The organism is Bradyrhizobium sp. S69, from assembly GCF_009766005.1.
GTDB lineage: Bacteria > Pseudomonadota > Alphaproteobacteria > Rhizobiales > Xanthobacteraceae > Bradyrhizobium.
On record NZ_LMUK01000060.1, the window covers coordinates 341,121 to 362,468 of the forward strand.

At 63.5% G+C, this 21,348-nt stretch carries 22 protein-coding genes; 16 read left to right on the forward strand and 6 right to left on the reverse strand.

The window, feature by feature from the left end; all coding sequences use genetic code 11:
* Window positions 1-82: 82 nt before the first annotated feature.
* A complete protein-coding gene (gene phnF / locus GSQ88_RS33285; protein ID WP_159012481.1) occupies window positions 83-811 on the reverse strand; it encodes a phosphonate metabolism transcriptional regulator PhnF in 729 nt (242 codons plus the stop codon).
* Between the two features lie 133 nt (window positions 812-944).
* Here phnF and phnG point away from each other — a divergent pair, with 133 nt between their 5' ends.
* From phnG to GSQ88_RS33330, 9 genes are read left to right on the forward strand one after another with little or no spacing between them, the layout of a single operon-like run.
* The gene (phnG, locus tag GSQ88_RS33290; protein ID WP_159012482.1) at window positions 945-1,406 is read left to right on the forward strand and encodes a phosphonate C-P lyase system protein PhnG; all 462 of its coding nucleotides are present in this window, start codon (window positions 945-947) and stop codon (window positions 1,404-1,406) included.
* 3 nt (window positions 1,407-1,409) lie between these two features.
* A complete protein-coding gene (gene phnH, locus GSQ88_RS33295; protein ID WP_159012483.1) occupies window positions 1,410-2,018 on the forward strand; it encodes a phosphonate C-P lyase system protein PhnH in 609 nt (202 codons plus the stop codon).
* A gap of 2 nt (window positions 2,019-2,020) precedes the next feature.
* The gene (locus GSQ88_RS33300) at window positions 2,021-3,124 is read left to right on the forward strand and encodes a carbon-phosphorus lyase complex subunit (protein WP_159012484.1); all 1,104 of its coding nucleotides are present in this window, start codon (window positions 2,021-2,023) and stop codon (window positions 3,122-3,124) included.
* Entirely contained in the window at window positions 3,121-4,005 is an 885-nt protein-coding gene (locus GSQ88_RS33305) for an alpha-D-ribose 1-methylphosphonate 5-phosphate C-P-lyase PhnJ (RefSeq protein ID WP_159012485.1), read from the forward strand. The genes GSQ88_RS33300 and GSQ88_RS33305 overlap by 4 nt, the downstream gene beginning before the upstream one ends.
* Before the next feature lie 7 nt (window positions 4,006-4,012).
* Window positions 4,013-4,810 (forward strand): phosphonate C-P lyase system protein PhnK, encoded by a 798-nt coding sequence (gene phnK, locus GSQ88_RS33310; RefSeq protein ID WP_159012787.1) that lies wholly within the window; start codon window positions 4,013-4,015, stop codon window positions 4,808-4,810.
* Window positions 4,811-4,828: 18 nt separating this feature from the next.
* Window positions 4,829-5,527, forward strand: a complete 699-nt coding sequence (gene phnL / locus GSQ88_RS33315) for a phosphonate C-P lyase system protein PhnL (protein ID WP_159012486.1) — start codon at window positions 4,829-4,831, stop codon at window positions 5,525-5,527.
* Between the two features lie 35 nt (window positions 5,528-5,562).
* On the forward strand, window positions 5,563-6,699 hold the full coding sequence (locus tag GSQ88_RS33320) for an alpha-D-ribose 1-methylphosphonate 5-triphosphate diphosphatase (RefSeq protein WP_159012487.1): 1,137 nt from the start codon (window positions 5,563-5,565) through the stop codon (window positions 6,697-6,699).
* On the forward strand, window positions 6,696-7,292 hold the full coding sequence (gene phnN, locus GSQ88_RS33325; RefSeq protein WP_159012488.1) for a phosphonate metabolism protein/1,5-bisphosphokinase (PRPP-forming) PhnN: 597 nt from the start codon (window positions 6,696-6,698) through the stop codon (window positions 7,290-7,292). Before GSQ88_RS33320 ends, phnN begins: the two co-directional genes overlap by 4 nt.
* Before the next feature lie 43 nt (window positions 7,293-7,335).
* The gene (locus tag GSQ88_RS33330; protein ID WP_159012489.1) at window positions 7,336-7,947 is read left to right on the forward strand and encodes a pyridoxamine 5'-phosphate oxidase family protein; all 612 of its coding nucleotides are present in this window, start codon (window positions 7,336-7,338) and stop codon (window positions 7,945-7,947) included.
* Between the two features lie 190 nt (window positions 7,948-8,137).
* Here GSQ88_RS33330 and GSQ88_RS33335 read toward each other — a convergent pair whose 3' ends face one another.
* Window positions 8,138-9,298, reverse strand: a complete 1,161-nt coding sequence (locus GSQ88_RS33335; RefSeq protein ID WP_159012490.1) for a patatin-like phospholipase family protein — start codon at window positions 9,296-9,298, stop codon at window positions 8,138-8,140.
* 326 nt (window positions 9,299-9,624) lie between these two features.
* Here GSQ88_RS33335 and GSQ88_RS33340 point away from each other — a divergent pair, with 326 nt between their 5' ends.
* Window positions 9,625-10,404 carry an acetoacetate decarboxylase gene (locus GSQ88_RS33340; protein ID WP_159012491.1) on the forward strand — a complete coding sequence of 260 codons (780 nt, stop codon included), beginning with the start codon at window positions 9,625-9,627 and terminating at the stop codon, window positions 10,402-10,404.
* A gap of 147 nt (window positions 10,405-10,551) precedes the next feature.
* Here the strand turns inward: GSQ88_RS33340 and GSQ88_RS33345 are convergent, their stop codons facing one another.
* The gene (locus GSQ88_RS33345; RefSeq protein WP_159012492.1) at window positions 10,552-10,776 is read right to left on the reverse strand and encodes a hypothetical protein; all 225 of its coding nucleotides are present in this window, start codon (window positions 10,774-10,776) and stop codon (window positions 10,552-10,554) included.
* A gap of 240 nt (window positions 10,777-11,016) precedes the next feature.
* Between GSQ88_RS33345 and GSQ88_RS33350 the strand changes: the two genes are divergently transcribed.
* Window positions 11,017-12,012 (forward strand): putative bifunctional lysylphosphatidylglycerol flippase/synthetase, encoded by a 996-nt coding sequence (locus GSQ88_RS33350; protein ID WP_246785190.1) that lies wholly within the window; start codon window positions 11,017-11,019, stop codon window positions 12,010-12,012.
* Here GSQ88_RS33350 and GSQ88_RS33355 read toward each other — a convergent pair.
* Together GSQ88_RS33355 and GSQ88_RS33360 are read right to left on the reverse strand one after the other, a co-directional pair.
* Window positions 11,996-12,319: a DMT family transporter gene (locus tag GSQ88_RS33355; RefSeq protein WP_159012493.1), complete on the reverse strand. Its 324-nt coding sequence runs from the start codon at window positions 12,317-12,319 to the stop codon at window positions 11,996-11,998. The genes GSQ88_RS33350 and GSQ88_RS33355 overlap by 17 nt on opposite strands.
* Complete coding sequence (locus GSQ88_RS33360) at window positions 12,316-12,957, reverse strand: class I SAM-dependent methyltransferase (protein WP_246785210.1); 642 nt, start codon at window positions 12,955-12,957, stop codon at window positions 12,316-12,318. The genes GSQ88_RS33355 and GSQ88_RS33360 overlap by 4 nt, the downstream gene beginning before the upstream one ends.
* A 266-nt stretch (window positions 12,958-13,223) precedes the next feature.
* Between GSQ88_RS33360 and GSQ88_RS33365 the strand changes: the two genes are divergently transcribed.
* Together GSQ88_RS33365 and GSQ88_RS33370 are read left to right on the forward strand one after the other, a co-directional pair.
* The gene (locus GSQ88_RS33365) at window positions 13,224-14,429 is read left to right on the forward strand and encodes a BtaA family protein (protein ID WP_159012495.1); all 1,206 of its coding nucleotides are present in this window, start codon (window positions 13,224-13,226) and stop codon (window positions 14,427-14,429) included.
* 242 nt (window positions 14,430-14,671) lie between these two features.
* Complete coding sequence (locus GSQ88_RS33370) at window positions 14,672-15,184, forward strand: hypothetical protein (RefSeq protein ID WP_210253953.1); 513 nt, start codon at window positions 14,672-14,674, stop codon at window positions 15,182-15,184.
* Window positions 15,185-15,190: 6 nt separating this feature from the next.
* Here GSQ88_RS33370 and GSQ88_RS33375 read toward each other — a convergent pair whose 3' ends face one another.
* Window positions 15,191-16,870 (reverse strand): caspase family protein, encoded by a 1,680-nt coding sequence (locus tag GSQ88_RS33375; protein WP_159012497.1) that lies wholly within the window; start codon window positions 16,868-16,870, stop codon window positions 15,191-15,193.
* A gap of 234 nt (window positions 16,871-17,104) precedes the next feature.
* On the opposite strand from GSQ88_RS33375, the gene GSQ88_RS33380 reads away from it, so the two are divergent.
* The 3 genes from GSQ88_RS33380 (at window position 17,105) to GSQ88_RS33390 (ending at window position 21,347) form a co-directional block, all read left to right on the forward strand.
* Window positions 17,105-17,980, forward strand: a complete 876-nt coding sequence (locus GSQ88_RS33380) for a dihydrodipicolinate synthase family protein (protein WP_159012498.1) — start codon at window positions 17,105-17,107, stop codon at window positions 17,978-17,980.
* Window positions 17,981-18,191: 211 nt separating this feature from the next.
* Complete coding sequence (locus GSQ88_RS33385; RefSeq protein WP_159012499.1) at window positions 18,192-20,519, forward strand: xanthine dehydrogenase family protein molybdopterin-binding subunit; 2,328 nt, start codon at window positions 18,192-18,194, stop codon at window positions 20,517-20,519.
* A 219-nt stretch (window positions 20,520-20,738) separates the two neighbouring features.
* The gene (locus GSQ88_RS33390) at window positions 20,739-21,347 is read left to right on the forward strand and encodes a LemA family protein (RefSeq protein WP_159012500.1); all 609 of its coding nucleotides are present in this window, start codon (window positions 20,739-20,741) and stop codon (window positions 21,345-21,347) included.
* Window position 21,348 lies beyond the last annotated feature (1 nt).

The following is a 21,348-nucleotide window of genomic DNA, read 5'->3' on the forward strand; positions in this document are numbered from 1 at the left end:
AAAGCGAAGCGTGCCCACCATAAGGCTCGCGATTCGATAGATGGTGGGCACGGCGCGAGCGCGCCTTTGCCCACCCTACGCCCTAACCGCTCTCCACCACGAATTCGATGCGCTCGGCGGCAAAGCGTGAACGTTTGGTCACGAGTGGCGTGCCGTCGGTATCGACGTCGGTGCTGTCGACGACGAGGACCGGACGGCCCAGCGCCAGATCGAGCCGCGCGGCATCGGCGGCGTCGGCGATGGCGGCGGTGATTTTGGTCGTGCCGCGCCGATAATCGCGAATGCCGTAATGCACCAACAGCTTGGTCATCGAGCGGGTAGTGGCGAAGACGCGCCCGGCATCCGGAAAGCGTGTTGTGGAAAGCCAGGTGGTGCTGACGCAGATCGGCGTGCGGTCGGCCAGCCGAACTGATTCGATCCGGATCAGTGGCGCGCCGGTTTTCAGCCCCAACTCCCGCGCCAGTTCGCGGGTCGCCACGTCGTCCGATGCATCGATCAACTGGCCGCGCGGCTCATGGCCGCCGGCGCCGACGATCTCGGAGAACCGCGTGCGCGAACGCAAGGGATAAGCCAGCTTTGCCGCCTCGACATAGGTGCCGCTGCCGCGCTCGGCGCGCACCAGCCCGCGTTCGGCGAGCGTTGCCAGCGCGCGGCGCACGGTGTGGCGGTTGACGCGATAGGTCTCGGCGATCTCCATTTCGCCGGGCAGCTTTTCGCCCGCGGCAAAACGGCCGTCAGCGATGCCGCGCTCGATGCCGTCGGCGACTTGCCGCCACAATGCCACGCCGGATGACGTTTCCTGCAAGGTCATGGCGTCGGGCCGGGGAGGGGGATCGCGAAAATCATCATTTTGTCACCAAACAGTCATGGCGTTCGCTTATCAAGTTGTCTAGTATCATAGACAACTTGATTCAGGCAAGATTGTTGAAGCCAAGGCTGCCTTGATGTTGACGACCGAAGAGAGCGGCCAGCAGGCCAAGCGAAAAGCAGCGATGGCGGTGCTGGCGCATTCCGGCGCGGTCGAGATCGCGGGACGTCTTGCCGCGATCTCGCTACCGGATCATGAAAACCTGCGCGAGCCGGAGAATGGCCTCGTGATGGTGCGCGGCCGCACCGGCGGCGACGGCGCGCCGTTCAACCTGGGCGAGGCCACGGTGTCGCGCGCGGCGGTGCGGCTTTCGACCGGCGAGGTCGGCTTTGGCTACGCGCTGGGCCGCGATCGGCAAAAGGCGCAGATGATCGCGTTGTGCGATGCCCTGATCCAGAGCGCCGATCATGCCGGCACAATTGAAGCCAACGTGCTGGCGCCGCTGCGCGCGGCGATCGCCGCCGCGCAAAACCGCAAGGCTGCCGAGACCGCGGCGACGCGAGTCGATTTCTACACGATGGTGCGTGGCGAGGGCTGAGCGATGACGACATTTGCCGAATTGCCGTCCGGTTTTGCCGACAAGGTGTTGTCGGCGCAGACCACCTTTCGCTCCGTGATGGATGCGATGGCGCGGCCGGGCAGCGTGCATTGCATCGCCTCGGCCTCCGGCACGCCTCCCGGTGTGATGCGCGGCACCGCCGCGATCGCGCTGACGCTGTTCGATCACGACACGCCGCTCTGGCTCGATCCGCGAATGGCGCAAGCGCCGGAAGTCGAGAAATGGCTCAAATTCCATACCAGCGCGCCGATCGTCTCGGATTCCTCGATCTGCAGCTTTGCGTTGATCGGCAACGCTGCCGAACTTCCCGCGCTGGACCAATTCTCGTTCGGCAGCAATGAATACCCCGATCGCTCGACCACGCTGATCCTGCAGGTCGAGAGCCTGCGTGAGGGGCTGGCCTTCGAGCTCAGCGGGCCGGGCATCGACGGCACGACCGTACTGCAGGCCACGATCGAGCCGTTGGATCTGTTCGCGCGGCTCGCGATCAACGCGACGCTGTTTCCGCGCGGCATCGACGTGGTGCTGGTGGCCGACGACGCCGTCGTCGCGATCCCCCGCACCACGCGGCTTGTCGCCGAGGGAGATTAATCATGTATGTCGCCGTCAAGGGTGGCGAGCGCGCCATCGAGAACGCCCATCGGCTGCTGGCGCATGAGCGTCGCGGCGATCGCGACGTTCCGGAAGTGTCGCTCGCCCAGATCTCCGAACAGCTCAGCCTCGGCGTCGACCGCGTCATGACCGAAGGCTCGCTGTATGACCGCGAGCTCGCATCGCTCGCGATCAAGCAGGCGCGCGGCGACATGATCGAGGCGATTTTTCTGGTGCGGGCGTTTCGCGCCACGCTGCCGCGGTTCGGCGCCACCGAACCGGTCGACACCGGCCGGATGCAGGTGCGGCGGCGGATATCGTCGACCTTCAAGGATATCCCCGGTGGTCAGATCCTCGGACCGACCTTCGACTACACCCATCGGCTGCTCGATCCGCAATTGGCGGAAGGCTTTGCGCCCGAGCTTCCCGCGACGTCGGACGCGCCTGCCGGGGCGATGCCGCGCGTCACCGATATCCTCGGCCGCGACGGGCTGATCGAATCCTCGCCGCGCCCCGATGACGATGCGCCGGTCGGCGATCTCACCCGCGAGCCGCTGAGCTTTCCCGCCGACCGCGACCTGCGCCTGCAAAACCTGGCGCGGGCGGACGAAGGCTTTCTCTTGGCGCTCGGCTATTCGTCGCAGCGCGGCTATGGACGCACCCATCCGTTTGCCGGCGAAATCCGGCTCGGCGAAGTCGAGGTGGAATTTTTGGCGGAAGATGTCGGTTTCGCGGTGCCGCTTGGATCGATCACGCTGACCGAATGCCAGATGGTCAATCAGTTCAAGGGCTCGGCCACCGAAGGGCCGTGCTTTACCCGCGGCTATGGATTGGCGTTCGGACATTGCGAGCGCAAGGTCATGTCGATGGCGCTGGTCGATCGCTCCTTGCGCGCGCGCGAGCTTGGCGAAGAGGTTCTCGCGCCGAGCCAGGACGAGGAGTTCGTGATGTCGCACTCCGACAATGTGCAGGCGACGGGCTTCGTCGAACATCTCAAGCTGCCACATTATGTCGACTTCCAGTCCGAACTCGGCCTGCTGCGCAAGCTGCGCCAGGAGTTCGCCGAGGCAGAGGCTTCGCCGCCGCTACGAGAGGCCGCCGAATGAACGCGCCAACCTACAATTTCGCTTATCTGGACGAGCAGACCAAACGGATGATCCGGCGCGCGATCCTGAAAGCGATCGCGATACCGGGCTACCAGGTGCCGTTCGCCAGCCGCGAGATGCCGATGCCTTATGGCTGGGGCACCGGCGGCGTGCAGGTGACGGCCGCGATCCTCGGTCGCGACGACGTGTTGAAGGTGATCGACCAGGGATCCGACGACACCACCAACGCGATCTCGATCCGCAAGTTCTTCGCCAAGACCGCCGGTGTCGCGACCACCACCTCTACGACGGACGCGACCGTGATCCAGACCCGGCACCGGATTCCGGAAGGCGCGCTGCATGCGGGGCAGGTGCTGGTCTATCAGGTGCCGATCCCGGAACCCCTGCGCTTTCTCGAGCCGCGCGAGACCGAGACAAGGCGCATGCACGCGCTCGGCGAATACGGCCTGATGCATGTCAAGCTCTATGAGGACATCGCCCGCTTCGGCCATATCGCGACCGCCTATGCCTATCCGGTGAAGGTCAATGCCCGCTACGTGATGGATCCGTCGCCGACGCCGAAATTCGACAATCCGAAGATGGATAATTGCGCGGCGCTGCAACTGTTCGGCGCCGGCCGTGAAAAGCGCATCTATGCGATCCCGCCGCATACCTCGGTGGTGTCGCTGGATTTCGAGGATCATCCGTTCACCCGCTACCGGTTCGATGCGCCCTGCGCGTTGTGCGGCGCCGGCGATTCCTATCTCGATGAGATCGTCACCGACGACAAGGGCAGCCGGATGTTCGTCTGTTCCGATACCGATTACTGCGAGACCCGGCAAAGCCAGGGCCATCGCGGCAGCGAGAGCGCGGCTCCGCACAAGGAGAGGGCGCATGGCTGAAACTAAAATGGCTGAGACCTTAAATGGCGATAGCGACCAGCCGCTGCTGACCGCCGAGGGCCTCGGCAAATCCTACGGCCATTTGATGGCCTGCCGCGACGTGTCCTTTGCGCTGTATCCGGGCGAGGTGCTGGCGATCGTCGGCGAATCCGGCTCCGGCAAGTCGACGCTGTTGCAATTGCTGTCGGCGCAACTGACGCCGAGCGCGGGAAGCGTGTCCTATCGGATGCGCGACGGCGTGATGCGCGACTTGGCCGCCCTCGGCGAAGCCGAGCGGCGCTTTCTGTTCCGCACCGACTGGGGCTATGTGCATCAGGATCCCGCGATGGGCCTGCGGATGGCGGTATCGGCCGGCGCCAATGTCGGCGAGCGCCTGATGGCGGTGGGCTGGAATCACTACGGCCGCATCCGCGATACCGCTTCGTCCTGGCTGGAGCGGGTCGAGATCGACACCGGGCGCATCGACGACGCGCCGCGGACCTATTCCGGCGGCATGCGGCAGCGGTTACAGATCGCGCGCAATCTCGTCACCGAGCCGCGGCTGGTGTTCATGGACGAGCCGACCGGGGGGCTCGATGTGTCAGTGCAGGCCCGGCTGCTCGACCTGATGCGCAATCTGGTCAGCGAACTCGGACTGGCGGCGATCGTGGTGACGCATGATCTCGCCGTGGCGCGGCTGTTGTCGCATCGGGTGATGGTGATGAAGGGCGGCCGCGTGATCGAGACCGGACTGACTGATCAGGTGCTCGACGATCCCTGCGAGCCCTATACGCAATTGCTCGTCTCCTCGATTTTACCGGCATGAGCGCGGAGAACAGCTGAAATGACCGCGATGATCGACATCAACAACGCGCAAAAGAGTTTCGTGATGCATTTGCAGGGCGGCATCGAACTGCCGGTGGTGCGCGGCGTTTCGTTTCACGTCGAGCCCGGCGAATGCGTCGTGCTGGCGGGGCCGTCGGGCGCCGGCAAATCCTCTATTCTCAAGATGATCTTCGGCAACTACCGCTGCGATAGCGGCCGGATCGGTATCCGGCACCAGGGGACGCAGATCGATCTGGCCAAGGCCGAGCCGCGGCAGATTCTCAGTGTGCGCCGCGCCACCATCGGTTATGTCAGCCAGTTCCTGCGCGCGGTGCCCCGGGTTGCCACCATCGATGTGGTCGCCGAGCCCTTGATCGCGAACGGCGTCGCGCGCGCCGAGGCGCGCGAAAAATCAGGTCAGTTGCTGCGCCGTCTGAATATTCCCGAACGCCTCTGGGCGCTGCCGCCCTCGACCTTCTCCGGCGGCGAGCAGCAGCGCGTCAACATTGCGCGCGGCTTCATCTCCGACCTGCCGATATTGCTGCTGGACGAACCGACCGCCTCGCTCGATGCCGCCAATCGCGCGGTGGTGGTCGAGCTGGTCGACAGTAAGAAACGTCAGGGCGTCGCCATGGTCGCGATCGTCCATGACGACGAGATTCGCCATTTGATCGCCGACCGGATCGTCGACGTGACTTCGTTTGCCGCCGCGGCCTGAAGAGAGATGCTTTCAAGAAGAGAGATGCTTGCAAGATGAATGCAAAGTCCGAAACAACCATCGGCAACGCCCGAATCGTTCTGGCCGATCGCGTGATCGAGCGCGGCTGGATCGCGTTTTCCGACGGGCACGTTGCCGAATTCGGCGAGGGCGATGGGCCGGCCGGGTGCGAGGATGCCGGCGGCGACCTGGTCATGCCGGGCCTGATCGAACTGCATACCGATCATCTCGAGGCACATTACGAGCCGCGCCCAAAAGTGTTCTGGAATCCGATCGCGGCCGTGGTTTCCTATGACGGACAATTGGCGACCTGCGGCATCACCACGGTACTGGATTCGCTGCGGGTCGGGCGCGACGACGACGTGAGGGATGGCGGGCTGGCCGAGGCCATCACGTCGGCGCGCGACGCCGGCATGATGCGCGTCGATCATTTCCTGCATCTGCGCTGCGAAATCCCGATGCCGAACGTGCTCGACGAAATGCAGGAGCTGATCGGCCGGCCGGATGTGCGGCTGATGTCGCTGATGGATCACACGCCGGGGCAGCGCCAGTTTCGCGATGAGGCCAAGCTGCGCATCTATTATCGCGGCAAGGGCGGCAAGACTGATGCCGAACTCGACGTGATGTTCGAGCGGCGCACCGCCTACCAGAAGGCGTATGCGGAAACCAATCTGCGCGAAGTGGTGGCGCAGGCCCATGCGCACAAGATTCCGCTGGCGAGCCATGACGACACCACCGGCGAGAATGTTACCGACGCGATCCGCGACCGGGTCTCGGTCGCGGAATTTCCGACCACGATGGAAGCTGCGCACGCGCTGCACCAGGCCGGCATCGGCATCCTGATGGGCGCACCCAATGTCGTGCGCGGCGGGTCGCATTCCGGCAACATCGCCGCGGTCGATCTGGCGCGCGAAGGACTGTTGGACATTCTGTCGTCCGATTACGTCCCTTCCAGTCTCCTCATGGGCGCGCTGCAATTGCCGCGGCATGTTCCCGCGATCGATCTGGCCGCGGCGGTGCGCACCGTGACCAAGGCGCCCGCCGAAGCCGTCGGGCTTCATGATCGTGGCGAAATCGCCGTGGGCAAGCGCGCCGATTTGATCCGCGTCCATGTCGCGCACGACGTTCCGGTGGTGCGCGCGGTCTGGCGCAAAGGGCAGCGGGTGGCGTGAGCGAACAGATCACGATAACCGGCTCCAGGCCGGGAGCGATCGGGCCGGGGCGGCTCGTCCTGGCGGTGGGCCCGAGCGGCGCCGGTAAGGACACGCTGCTCGGATTGGCGAAAGCTGCCTGCGCCGATGATCGCCATATCGTGTTTGCACGCCGTGTCGTCACGCGCGAGGCCTCGGTATTCGAGGACAATGAACAAGTCGACCCCGAGGCCTTCCGGCAGGCGCTCGCGCAACAGGCCTACGCGATGCATTGGGAGGCGCACGGCCATTGCTACGCGTTGCCGCGCGCGATCGATGACGATATCCGCGCCGGCCATACCGTGATCGCCAATGTGTCGCGCACCGTGATCGGTGCGGCGCGCCGCGCCTACGCCGACGTCGCGGTGGTGTCGATTACGGCGCCGCCGCAGGTTCTGGCCGAACGGCTGGCGATGCGCGCGCGCGGCAGCGACGGGAAAATCGAGCAACGGCTTGGCCGCACGGTCGATGATGCCGCAGCGGCTCCCGATTTCACCATCATGAATGTCAGCAGCGCCGAATATCACGCGCGCCAACTGGTTCGGATCATCAAGGGCGATCGGTGGGACGAATAGGATTTCGCCGTTGCGTTGACTTTGTCGGTTAGCAGGAGAAAGCATGACGATCATCGCGACCACCGAACAGCTTGAGGCGATCTACGGCGAGACCGGCGATGCCTCCATGGTGAAGGTCGCCGATCGCGTGACGCCGCTCTATCGCGTGCTGATCGAAAAGTCACCATTCGCGGCGCTGGCGACTTCCGGACCGGAGGGGCTCGATTGTTCGCCGCGCGGCGATCTGCCCGGCTTTGTCCGCATCCACGACGCAAAGACGCTGATGATGCCGGATCGCCGCGGCAACAACCGGGTCGACTCGCTGCGTAACATCGTGCGCGATCCCAGGATTGCGCTGTTGTTCCTGATTCCGGGCTCCGGCAGCACGCTGCGCGTCAACGGCCGCGCCGAGGTCTCGGCGGCCCCGGATTTGCTGGCGTCGTTCAAGATGGACGGCAAGGCGCCGCGTACGGTCATCGTCATGACCGTGGACGAGATCTATTTTCAATGCGCCCGCGCCATCGTGCGGTCCGACCTGTGGAACCCCGACAAGCGCGTCGACCCCAGGAGCTTGCCGACCCCGGGACAGATCCTGGCCTCGATGAGCGACGACAAGGTCGGCGGCGACAGCTACGACCGGGAATGGCCGGAACGCGCCAAGAATTCCATGTGGTGAAGCCACGATACGAGCGCGGAAAACATAGCTACCTCACCCTGAGAGCCCGTGAAGTTATCTCGGGCGTCATCCTGAGGAGCGGCGTCTTCGCCGCGTCTCGAAGGATGGTGTTCAGCACCGTACGTGCGGCCATCCTTCGAGGCTCGCAAGAGCTCGCACCTCAGGATGACGCCGTCAACGTCTTGGTCGATCAATAATCCCGTTCGCGATGCACGTCGTGCACGACGATGCCCATGTTATCCTCCGGCATCGTCAGCCAGTCGCGGTGCTGCAGGGTACGCCTGGTGTCTTCCAGGCCGCTTTGCCAGTGCTCGTGCATCGAGGTCGCCGAGAACTCGTGATCCTTCGAATCGCCTTCATAGGCCTTTTGCTGATAGATCATCTGCAGGATCGTGATCCCCGGCAGATGCGCCAGATGATCGCGGCTGATGCGTTCCTGCGGGCTCAACTGATCGTCCGGGATCTTCGACAGCGCCTTGAAATAGTCTGCCTTCAGATTGTTCATGCGCCGGTAGATGTCGGTGTTGTGACGGGTGCGCGAGGAGTAGACGATGTCCTTTTGCCGCGCCAGAACCTCCTGGATGTCGCGCGGCAGCGCGCCGCGGGCGCTGAACAGGTCGACCTGGAACACCAGCGAGTTTTTGCTGTCGTCCTGGTCCAACAGATGTTGCAGCGGCGTATTGGAGACGATGCCGCCGTCCCAGAAATGATCGGTGCCGATCTTCACCATCGGCAACGCCGGCGGCAACGCGCCGCTCGCCATCACGTGTTCGGGCGCGATCACTTCCTTCTTGTTGTCGAAATACAGGAAGTTACCGGTCAGGACATTGACCGCGCCGACCGCGAAATGCATTTTTTGCGAATTGATCAGGTCGAAATCCACCAGCTCCAGCAAGGTGTCGCGCAGCGGCGTGGTGTCGTAATAACTGGTCGCGGTCTTGGCGCCGGCGGGACTGAACCAGGGATTCATGTCGTGCGGCTTGAAGAAGCCGGGCTGGCCCAGCGTCGTGGTCAGCCATGAACTGGTGAGATTGCGCGCTTTGCGATAGACGTCGCCGTCAGGCGTGTAGTGCCACACCTTGCGCGCGGTGATCCGGTCCCAGAAGATCTGAAGCCGTTCCAGCCGACGCTCCGGCGGATTGCCGGCGATGATCGCCGAATTGATCGCGCCGATCGACACGCCGCACACCCAGTCGGGCTCCATGCCGCCTTCATGCAGCGCCTGGTAGACGCCGGCCTGGTAAGCGCCCAACGCGCCGCCGCCTTGCAGCACCAGCGCCACCCGGTCGCAATGGTCGGGCCGCCAGTTCGCGATCGCGGCAACGTCTGAGTCCGGCGTTCGTGCGTCCATGATGATGCTCTCGATGTTTTTCTGGAAGCGTTGTTCTGACGCGTTCTCTGGAAGAATTCCCGGATTTGTTCCCGGAGTTCTTCCTGAATTTCCAGGGTGGCGGGCGACGGTTAGAATTCACCGGAGGCGATGACGCTGGTGTGACAAGGACGCTTGTTTCGGCACGGGGACGGCGCCGTTGCGCGATATCGCGCCGGTATTCTTAACGGTCGCAAACCGCTTCACATCGCTGTCAAACACTGCCGTTAGCAATTTCTTATGGCGGGCTGCCGGCCGATGACGGCAACTCGTCGCTCATCATTCACCGGGGAATAGGGGATCATCACATGCGCAAGGCTGATATTCTCAAGCTGCCGTCGATGCCGATGGCGAGCCCGAGCTATCCGGCGGGGCCCTATCGATTCATCAATCGTGAATTCCTGGTGATCACCTATGAGACCGATCCGGAGTTGATCCGTGCTGGTTTGCCCGAGCCGCTGGAGCCGATCGACCAGGCGATCGTCCATTATGAATGGATCAAGATGCCGGACAGCTCCGGATTCGGCAGCTATACCGAGTCCGGCCTGGTGATCCCGGCGCGCCTGAACGGCGAAGAAGTCAATTTCGTTTCGCAGATGTATCTCGACGATGACCCGCCGATTGCCGCCGGCCGCGAGATCTGGGGCTTTCCGAAGAAATATGCGCACCCAAAGCTCGAAATCGTCAAGGACACGCTGACCGGCACGCTCGAATACGCCAATCAGCTCGTCGCCATGGGCACCATGGGCTACAAGCATGAAGCGATGGCAGGCCACGGCGAAGCGACGCTCGCGACATTGTCCAAGACGCAGATCAATCTGAAACTGATCCCCGGCGTCGACGGCCGCGCGGAAGTCTGCCAACTGGTCGCGATCAATCTCACCGATATCGTCGTCAAGGGATCGTGGAGCGGACCTGGCCGACTGCATCTGGTGCCGCATGTCAACGCACCGGTAGCTGATTTCCCGGTGCGCCGGGTGATCGGCGCGCATCATTTCCTCGCCGACCTCACGCTGCCCTACGGTCGCGTGGTCTATGACTACAACAAGGAAGCGCAAGCCGACGGTCTGGCGCAAGCCGCGGAATAATTTTCCGGCGTCGCTGTCGTCATTGCTTTCGTCAAATCGACGCGCCCCTCAGACGATACGCCTGAGGGGCGCTTTTTTATGACGTGACGTCTCGCGTCGTCTCAGAGGGAAATGCGCCACGAAATGAGTTCGTCGAAATAGTGGACCTCAAGCCGCGAGATCCAACAACAGCCGCGACGAACCGCGCACCAGCACTTCGCGGCCGCGTGGCGTCATGACCGGTCCATCGTCGATCATCGCGGCGAGTTGCAACGCGATCAGGCCGTCCACCACTGATACATTCAGGCGCCGGCTTCTCGGCGTCGGCCGCCGAAGCGCCCGGAGCACGTCCCACTGGTCGGGCGTGAGCTCGTAATCGAATTCCGCACTCATGATTCCTCGAATCGATCGGTTGGTTTCGCGCGGGTCTTACCGAGGCGGCGTGAACAAGTTGCGACGGCAATGCGCCGGGATTCCGGCCGTTGCAGCGATTCTAAAGTCGCGTGTGGTTAACGATGGCAGGTAACGCGGCTGTCACATCTACGTGTCAATGGATGACTCAGACCGCGCCGAATCAGGTGGCACGACGATGCTAAGTCGTGGCCCGAATGGATAGCTACCCTGGAAATCAACGTGCTGCAGAAGCCGATCCTGCCCAGCGCCCGGCTCAAAGGCCTGGGTGTCGTGATCGGCATTGCGATTGCCGTGATGGCGATATTCGCGTTGACGCATGCCATCAAACGCATCGATGTCGACGACGTCCTGGCGGTCATCGAGCATACCCCGTGGCATTCGATCGCACTGGCGCTGCTGCTGGTTGCGACGTCCTATGGCAGTTTGACGCTGTATGATTTGTTGGCGCTGCGCACCATCGGGCGCGCCGATGTTCCCTACCGGATCGCGGCATTGGCCAGCTTTACCAGTTATCCGATCGCGCACGGCATCGGCGCGGTGGCGCTGATCTCGCCGGTGATCCGCTACCGGATCTATTCGGCCAGCGGCCTTGGCGGCCTCGATGTCGCCAACATTTGCTTCCTGACCGGACTCACATTCTGGTTAGGCAATTTGACCGCATTCGGGCTCAGCGTGCTGTCGCAACCTGATGCCATCAGCGTGATCGATTTGCTCTCGCCGGAGCTCAATCGATGCCTCGCGGTCGCGCTGTTGCTGGGCGTGATCGTTTTCCTGGCGTGGAGCTGGCTGTCGCCGAGAAATATCGGCACGCTTCGGTGGCCGGTGCGGCTGCCGTCCGGGCCGATGACGTTGGTGCAGATATTGATCGGCGTTTTCGATCTCTGCGCCGCGGCGCTCGCGATGTACGTGTTGATTCCGCCGGAGGCCAACGTCGAGATCTTTCAGCTCGTCGTCGTTTTCATCGTCGCGACCTTGCTTGGATTCGCCAGCCACGCGCCGGCGGGCCTTGGCGTATTCGACGCGACGATCCTGCTCGGGCTTGGCGGTGAGGACAAGGATCCGTTGATCGCGGGACTGCTGATGTTTCGCGTGCTGTATCACGTTATTCCGTTCGTGCTGGCGCTCGCATTGTTCGGCGCCGTCGAAGGCTGGCGAGGCCTGCGTGCGAAGCGGCAGCGCCGAGAACAACGCGCCGCCTTTAAACCGGCGAATTAAGCTTGAGCCCGACCATTCCCGCCACGATCAATGTCAGGCAGAGGATCCGCACCGGATCGGCGGATTCGCTGAACATCAGCATGCCGACGATGATGCTGCCGGCGGCGCCGATGCCGGTCCACACCGCATAGGCGGTGCCGAACGGCAGCGATCGCAGCGCCAGCGCCATCAGGCTGAAACTCAGCGCGATCGCCACCAAGGTCAGCGCGGTCGGCCAAAATCGCGTGAGGCCGTCGGAATATTTCAGGCCCAGTGCCCAGGCGATCTCCAACACGCCCGCCGCCAGCAATGCAAGCCACGCGTTCACGGTTTTGCCGGCCCCGATGGAAGCGTCAGCACCGCATATTGGGCATAGCCGCGGAACGGACGTTCGAACTTCACACCAGCGCCTGATGCGGCGGCCATCGTGGACAGCACGCGCTCGAGATCGTCGCGCGGCGTGACGTCAAACAATGTGAGCCATCGCAGCAGCAGCGCGCGGGCGATGCCGGGCAATCGCTCCTGCCGGCCGAAGTCGACGATGTGCAAACGGCCGCCGGGTTTGAGCCGGCTGATGGCGGCTTCCAGCACCGCCTTCCAGTTCGGGATCATCGAGAGGCTGTAGGAAATCATGATGTGGTCGAACGACGGGATGCCGAACAGCAGCTCCGGATCGAACGCGGTCGCATCGCCATGGGTGACCTTGATCCGGGATGTCAGGTCTCGCCGCGCGATCGCGGTAATCGCCGAGGTCAGCATTTCCGTCGAGACGTCGATGCCGAACCAGCATGCCCCGGGAAACCGGCGGGCGGCCAGCACCAAATTGCGGCCGGTGCCGCAGCCGACTTCCAGCACATTGGCGCCGGCCTCAGGCTTCAAATCGGCGATCAGCCGGTCGCGGCCGAGCAGGTAATATCGTCGGGTGCCGTCGTAGATGTGACGCTGCCGGCGGTACATCCGGTTCATGCGATCGGTTGCTTCGGTCGCCCAGAAAAACTTGTCACCGAGATTGTCGCTAAAATTGGCGCTGAGATTAGCGGGGATATCTCCGGCCATGTCTGCGCCGATATCGGAAGGAAATGCGGACATCCATCAGCCTCCTGCGGCAGGTCTCGCTTATTCCGATGTTCGCGCGACAGGGATGTGACAGTGACGCGCGGGTGCATTCGCGGCTGTCGCAAAACTGCAGCGAGAGCACGATACCGTCGTCAGATTGCTGATTCGGGGAATAGATGAGCACGCAACTTATCGCGGACGCGGTCCGCAACAGCCGAGGTGACGAACAATCGACTGTGTGGGACCGCCTGTTTTCCTTCTGGTTTCGCCGCCTGGTTTACACCCAGATATGGGAAGATCCGGAAGCCGACCTCGCGGCGTTGCAATTGCCGGTAGGCTCGACCATCGTCACCATCTCATCCGGCGGATGTAACGCATTATCCTACCTGACGGCCCGGCCTGCCCAAGTGTTCGCCGTCGATCTCAACGAAGCTCATCTGTCGCTGCTCAAGCTCAAGCTCGCGGGGCTTCGCGCGTTTTCCAAATACGCTGATTTTTGGCAGTTCTTCGGCGAGGCCGCCTCGCCCGCCAACGCCGAACTCTATCGCGATCATTTGTGGCTCTGGCTCGACGCCGATGCGCGGGCTTACTGGGACAAGCGCAATGTGGTCGGGCGTCCGCGGTATCGTTATTTCACCGACGGGTTCTATCGCCACGGCATGCTCGGCCGTTTTATCGGCCTTGCGCATAGGCTGGCAAAGCTGGCCCGGATCGATCTCAAGGCGTTGCTGAGCGGCAAGGTCGATGCTCCCGAGCGCATTGAGGCGCTGGCCCGTCTGCATCGTCTGTTTCATTCGCCGCTCGCCAAGCTGATCACGGGCACGCCGGCCCTGCTGTTCAGCCTGGGCATTCCGCCGCAGCAGCGCGAGCTGTTGGGCGCAGGCGCGCCGCTCCATGAGGTGCTCTACGAGCGATTGTCGCGCCTGATCAACGGCCATCCCAACGACACCAACTATTTCGCCTGGCAGGCGCTTCATCGCCGTTACCGCGGTCCCGGCGACCTCTGCCTGCCGCCTTATTTACAGGCCAGCCAATTCGCCCGCATGCGCGATGGCGCCGGATTGATCATTCCGGTTCACGCCAATCTGCGCCAGTTCCTCGAAAGCCTTCCCGCGCGCCAGATCGATGCGGTCGTGCTGCTCGACTCGCAGGACTGGATGGCGCCGGACGAAATCGGTGCGCTCTGGAACGCGATCGATCGTGCCGGCAGCGACGATGTCCGCGTGATCTTCCGCACCGCGGGCACGGAATCCCCGTTGGAAAGCCATGAGCTTGCGCCGCTGCGCGACATCTGGCGCCGCGACGAGGAGCGCAGCGCGATCGGCTTTGAGCGCGACCGGTCCGGCATCTACGGTGCATTTCACTGTTACGAACGGCGCTGATCGATCGTTTGGTCGAACAGCCAAATCTGCCGTTTATCGGCCCGGTGCTGGTGCTGCCGGCTTTTGCGCCAGAGGGCGGCGACGCGAATGATGCGGCCAGCTTTGAACCGTACAACCCTTTTTGCAACTAACTGAACAGCCGCGGTTTTCCGCGGGCGACCGATCATGCCTTGCCGGTGCTCCGGCGCTTGATCGATCGCGGCCCGACGGATGGACCGGTCGGAAATTTGAAGGGATGGATGATGAAACGCAAAAATTTCAATCGCGCGTTCGGCGCGGCAGTCGTTGCGGGGCTGATCGTGTTGCCGGCGAGCTGTTTTGCCGCGGGTTCGACCATGAGAGCCAAATTTACCTATGACGGCGTTGCCGATTGCGAAAATCCTTCCGTCAGCAATTTCCCGATTCATGCCGAAGGAACCGGAACTTTAACCGTCGACCGACATGCGTCGCTGGATGTCGACAGCACCGTCTCCGGGCAGGAGCATTATGAGACCACCCTCGGCGGCAGGCCCACCGAGGCGGCGGCCGGCTCGGCCTCGTTGCGGGTGCTGGGCAAACACCATATTCAGGCCATCAGGTCGTATCCGAACAACATCTTGGTTGCCGATATTACCGTGGTCGGCCACGGCTGTACGCTGACGATCGACAACCGACTGAAGCCCGGCAAGCGGGAATACACCTTCACGACGCGTTTTGGTGGGCTGGCGTATTGCGGCCGTCCGCGCGTCGTCAGCGCCTCCTGCGAGCCGCTTTAACCGCGGCTACTGGCAGACTCGCGTTCCCTCGAACGAGAAACACTTGCCACCCCCGCCGGACGGGGCCCTGTGCGCCGGGGCTCTTTCCGCGCGTTGCGGTTCCGGCTTGGCGTGGCATGTGCCGTTCGATCCCAGCGCCTGCCCGTCGTCGCAGGTGATCTTGACGCAATGGTCGCCGGTGGCGCGATAGCCGCTGTCGCATTCGAGCGGGCAGACCCGCTCGGTCTTGCCGCGCACCGCATCGAGCGCATCGAGGCTCGCGAGCTTGATGTCGAATTTCGTCCCGGCGTTTTTGTTGAAGGAATCCAGCGCCCGTCGTGACGGTGCGCTCCATTCGCCGTTGATGTCAGTAATGCCGCATCCGACCCGCTTCAGTTCGGATTGCAGCAATCGCGGAACGTCCTGCGGAACGGCAGCATCGGAGCTCGACGATGTTGATGCTTTGGGGCCGGCCTGATCGGCAGACGGCAGCGACGCGATGACCTGCTCGCGCGGCTTTTCGGCAGGCTTTTCTGCGGCGGCCTTTTCGGCCGCCTTGGCCTGCGCCGCGGCATTGGCTTGCGCGGCCAGCGCTACCTTGGCTTCCTCGGCCTGCTTTTTCTTCTCGGCGGCAAGCCGCGCGTCCTCAGCCGCCTTTGCTTCCGCGGCTGCCCTGGCTTGCTCGCTGGCCTTGGCGCCTTCGGCGGCCAATCGGGCCTTCTCCTCGGTCGCGGCACGCGCCTTTTCGGTCGCTGCCAGACGCGCGGTTTCAGCGCCGAGCTTGTTGCGCTGCGCCTTGGCCAGATCGGCATAGAAGCCCGACGGATAGGCCGCGACGAAGGAATCCCAGGCGTCCTTGGTGCCGACCCGTTCGGCAAGTTCATAGTCACCGCGCACGTCGGATTTCGCGGCGACCGGCGGAGCAACCGGCGCCGCCGGCGCGGGCACCAGCGCCATGTCCTCGCCGCCGAGCGAGCCGGTGTAATAGGGCTCCTGCTTGTTGGCGGTGGCGGCCAGCACGTCGTCGCGCACCAGCCCCAACGACCTGCGCAGGTCGAGGCCCGGCGTCGTCAGGTGTTTTAACAGCGCCAGCGCGAACGGACTGTTCTGGCCGTCGCCGTCCATCGCGGTGAAGCCGGCCTTGGCGGCATAGGCGATCAAGGTGTTCTGTCCATTCGGCTCGACGCCGATCAGCCCGCGATCCATCGATCGCGAGGCCACCGTGCGCGTCATCTTTTTCAGGAACGGGTTGTTGCGGCAGGCATCGAGAATGACGAGATGAAGCCGCTTGGCGGGCTCGATCGCCTGAAGGATCCGGTCGAGCGAGATCGCCTCGTCATAGGCGTCGGTGTCGCGCTCCAGCATCGCATCCACCGGGACGAGATAATTGACGCCGTTCACTTCGATGCCGTGGCCGGCGTAATAGATCACCGCGATATCCGAATCGCGCGCCTTGTCGGTGAATTCGCGCAACGCGCGGCGCATCTCGGCGTTCTTCAGGTCATGCTTGGCGTCCACCACGTCGAAGCCGGCGCGCTTGAACATGTCCGATATGACGGCGGCGTCGTGCGCCGGATTGGTCAGCCCGACGACGTTTTCATAGGCCGAATTGCCGACCACCAGCGCGACCCGCTTCTCCGCCAATGCGGCGTGGCTAGAGGCGCAAAAGGCCAGAACGGCAAAGACGATGGCGGCACAGGCGCGCATGCAAGATCCCGGATGCGGACCATGGAGGGTATCACCCGGCCGTTATAGCGGTAAAGCATGGGCTCGAGGTGTGATGCCGGTCACTAAAGCCGCGGGTTTCCAGCGAAAATATACCGATCGCTGGTGACGAAGCCCTCGACAGCCGCGCAATTGACTAAGCCCTGGGGGCACGCCAAGAGACGGCAAGACACGGCAAAAGATACGTCAAGTTCCCGCGCTTTCGAGGCTCGCCCCATGACCGATTTCCACGGCGTCTTTCCCTATCTGGTCTCCCCGGTCGATCCCGACGGCAAGATCCGCACCGGCGTGCTGGCAAAACTCTGCGACGATCTGATCACGTCAGGGGTGCACGGGCTGACGCCGCTCGGCTCGACCGGCGAGTTCGCCTATCTGGACAATGCGCAGCGCACGGTCGTGGTGCAGACCACGATCGAGGCCGCCAGGGGCCGCGTCCCCGTCGTCGCCGGCGTCGTCTCGACATCGACCGCGGATGCGGTCGCGCAGGCGAAATCCTACCAGAAGCTCGGCGCCGACGGCATTCTCGCAATCCTGGAAGCGTATTTTCCGCTGGCGGACGCGCAGATCGAATCTTATTTCCGCGCCATTGCCGACGCGGTCGATATCCCCGTCGTGATCTACACCAATCCGCAATTCCAGCGCTCCGACCTGACGCTCGATGTCATTGCACGGCTCGCGACCCATCCGCGCATCGGTTACATCAAGGATGCCTCGACCAATACCGGGCGCTTGCTGTCGATCATGAACCGATGCGGCGACGGGATAAAAGTGTTCTCGGCGTCGGCGCATATTCCGGTCGCGGTGATGCTGATCGGCGGGGTTGGCTGGATGGCCGGGCCGGCCTGCATCATCCCACGCCAGAGCGTCGAGCTTTACAACCTCGGCAAGGCCAAACGCTGGGACGAGGCGATGGCCTTGCAGCGGCGGCTGTGGCGCATCAACGAAGCCTTCGCGCGCTACAATCTGGCGGCCTGCATCAAGGCCGGCCTTGCGATCCAGGGCTACGATGTCGGCGATCCGATCCCGCCGCAAGCGGCCTTGACCGCGGACCAGCGCGAGGTGGTCGCCGCGGTGTTGCGGGATATCGGGTGATTGGCACGCGGGCTGCTTGCCAATGGCACCGTCATTCCGGGATGCGCCACTTGGCGCAGGCCCGGAATCCATACTCCCGGCAGTGGTTATGGATTCCGGGCTCGCGCAAGAGCGCGCCCCGGAATGACGGCGAGTTGTTTTGCTCGAAAAACCCGTTAAAACCCGACTAAATGCTCGAAAGACTTAGCAAAAATACTCGAAGGACAAACGGATGAATATTCTTCCCGGCAATATGCGTTTTGGTGCGGGCCAACCGGTCAAGCGCCTGGAAGATCAAAGACTGCTCACCGGGAAGGGGCAGTTCATCGACGACAAACCGGAGGACGGCGCGCTGTGGCTGTATGTGCTGCGCTCGCCGCACGCCCACGCCAGGATCGGGTCGATCGACACCGCCGCCGCCAAGGCGATGCCGGGCGTTGAAGCGGTCTATACCGGCGCCGATCTGATTGCCGACGACATCGGCACCCTCCCGACGCTGCTGGTATTCAAGCGGCCGGACGGCTCGCCGATGACGGCGCCGCCCCGCCGCCTGCTGGCGCATGAGATCGTGCGCTTTGCCGGCGAACCGATCGCCGCTGTGGTGGCGACCTCGCGGGTGACGGCTCAGAGCGCGGCCGAGGCGATTGCGATCGAATACGACGTGCTGCCGTCGGTGGTCGATCCGGTGGCCGCGATCAAGCCCGGCGCGCCGGCGGTATGGTCCGGGGCGCCGGACAATATCGCGGCGGTCATGAGCTATGGCGATGCAGCCGCCGTGGAGGCGGCTTTCGCCAGCGCCAGGCATGTGGTCTCGCTCGATCTCATCAGCCAGAAGCTGATCCCCTCGGCCATGGAGCCGCGCTCGACCATCGCCGAGGTCGACAAGAAATCCGGACGGCTGACCCTGCACGTCCAGTCGCAAACGCCGGGCTCGACCCGAGATCTGCTGGCCGAGGCGGTATTGAAGCGGCCGAAGGAAAGCGTGCGGGTGCTGGTCGGCGATATCGGCGGCGGCTTCGGCCAGAAGACCAGCCTTTATCCGGAAGACGGCATCGTGGCTTACGCGGCGGTCAAACTGGGGCGCAAGGTGCGCTGGCGCGGCGAGCGCACCGACGATTTCGTCGGTGGCACCCATGGTCGCGACCTGACCTCGACCGGCGAGTTCGCGCTCGACGCCAAAGGTCGCGTGCAGGCCTATCGGGTGCGCTCGGTCGGCGGCACCGGCGCCTATCTCACCGGCACCGGCGCGATCATTCCCCTGGTGCTCGGGCCCTTCGTGCAGTCCGGCGTGTATGACCTTCCGCTGGTTCACTACGAGATCAAGGCGGTGATGACCAACACCGCGCCGGTCGGAGCCTATCGCGGCGCGGGCCGGCCGGAAGGCGTGTTCATCGTGGAGCGGTTGATGGACGCAGCAGCCCGCCAGATCGGGATCGATCCGCGCACCATCCGCAAGGTCAATTACATCAAGCCGGCACAGTTGCCCTACACCAATGCCGTCGGGCAAGTTTACGACAGCGGCGCGTTCGCGCACATGCTGGAGCGCGCGTCCGAGCTGGCGGATTGGGATGGTTTTGCCGCGCGCAAGAAGGCGGCAAAGAAAAAAGGCCTGCTCTACGGCCGCGGCCTGACCAGCTACATCGAATGGACCGGCGGCCGGGCGCACACCGAAAAGGTCAGCCTGCACGCGACCGCCGAGGGCCGCATCGTGCTGCATTCCGGCACCATGGCGATGGGGCAGGGGTTGCAGACCACCTACACCCAGATGGTCGCGGCGTCGCTCGGCGTCCCGATGGACAAGATCGATGTAATCCAGGGCGATACCGATTTGGCGACCGGTTTCGGCAGCGTCGGTTCGCGCTCGCTGTTCGTCGGCGGCACGGCCGTGGCGGTCTCGACCAACGACATGATCGCGAAGGCGCGCGAAAAGGCCTCGAACCTGCTGGAGACCTCGATCGACGACATCGAATACCGCGACGGCTGGCTCACGGTGGTCGGCACCGACCGGCGCATCGGGTTGTTCGATATCGCCAAAAAGGAAACTGGCGCGCGGCTCAGCGTCGATAGCGAAGGTGAGGTCGACGGTCCGAGCTGGCCCAACGGCACGCACATTTGCGAGGTCGAGATCGATCCGGAGACCGGCGTCAGCAAGGTGGTACGCTACACCACGGTCGATGACGTCGGCGTCGCGGTCAATCCGATGCTGGTGACGGGACAGGTTCACGGCGGTGTCGCGCAGGGGATCGGACAGGCGCTCTATGAGGGCGTGTCTTACGACGAGGAAGGCCAGTTGCTGACCGCAAGCTATCAGGATTATTGCGTGCCGCGCGCCGACGACATTCCGCCGATCACGGTCACGCTGGATGATTCCGCGCCCTGCCGCACCAATCCGCTGGGCGCCAAGGGCTGCGGCGAATCCGGTGCGATCGGCGGCCCGCCCTGCATCGCCAATGGCGTGATGGACGCGCTCAGCGACCTCGGCATCAGCGGCCTGAATACGCCCCTGACGCCGGTCAAGATCTGGCAGGCGATCCAGCAAGCGAAGGCGGCGAGAGTTTAGGGGCTGGCGGTTACTGAATCAACGCTCGTCATTCCGGGATGCGCCCTCTTGGCGCAGACCCGGAATCCATAACCCCTGTGTTGTTGTCCGCACGAAACGTTGCCACAGGGAGTCTGGATTCCGGGTTCGCGCAGGAGCGCGCCCCGGAACGACGACTTAAAATACTACAGCCGTTCCAATCCTTCTGCTAGTTTGCCACGAGTTAACCGGGAGGATTCGATGCGCAGACTTTGGACGGTGCTGGCAGCGCTGGCGATGTTGAGCCTGACCAATTGCGGCTACAACGCGATCCAGACCAATGATGAACAGGTCAAGTCGGCCTGGTCGGAGGTTTTGAACCAGTACCAGCGCCGCGCGGATCTCGTGCCCAACCTCGTCAATTCGGTGAAGGGCTTTGCCCAGCAGGAAAAGGACGTGCTGCTCGGCGTCACCAATGCCCGCGCCAAGGTCGGCAGCATCCAGGCCACGCCGGAACTCGTCAACGATCCCGGCGCGTTCGCCAAATTCCAGGCCGCCCAGGGCGAGCTCAGTAGCGCGCTTTCAAAACTGCTGGTGGTCACCGAGAACTATCCGCAGCTCAAATCCGACGCGCTGTTTCACGATCTGATGTCACAACTGGAAGGCACCGAAAATCGCATCACGGTGGCGCGCAATCGCTACATCAAGTCGGTGCAGGACTACAATGTCGGCATCCGCACGTTTCCGACCAACCTGACCGCGATGGTGTTCGGCTACAAGGAGAAGGCCAACTTCTCGGTCGAGAACGAGAAGGAAATCTCCACCGCGCCGAAAGTGGATTTCAATCCGGCGCCGGCGCCCGCCAAATAAT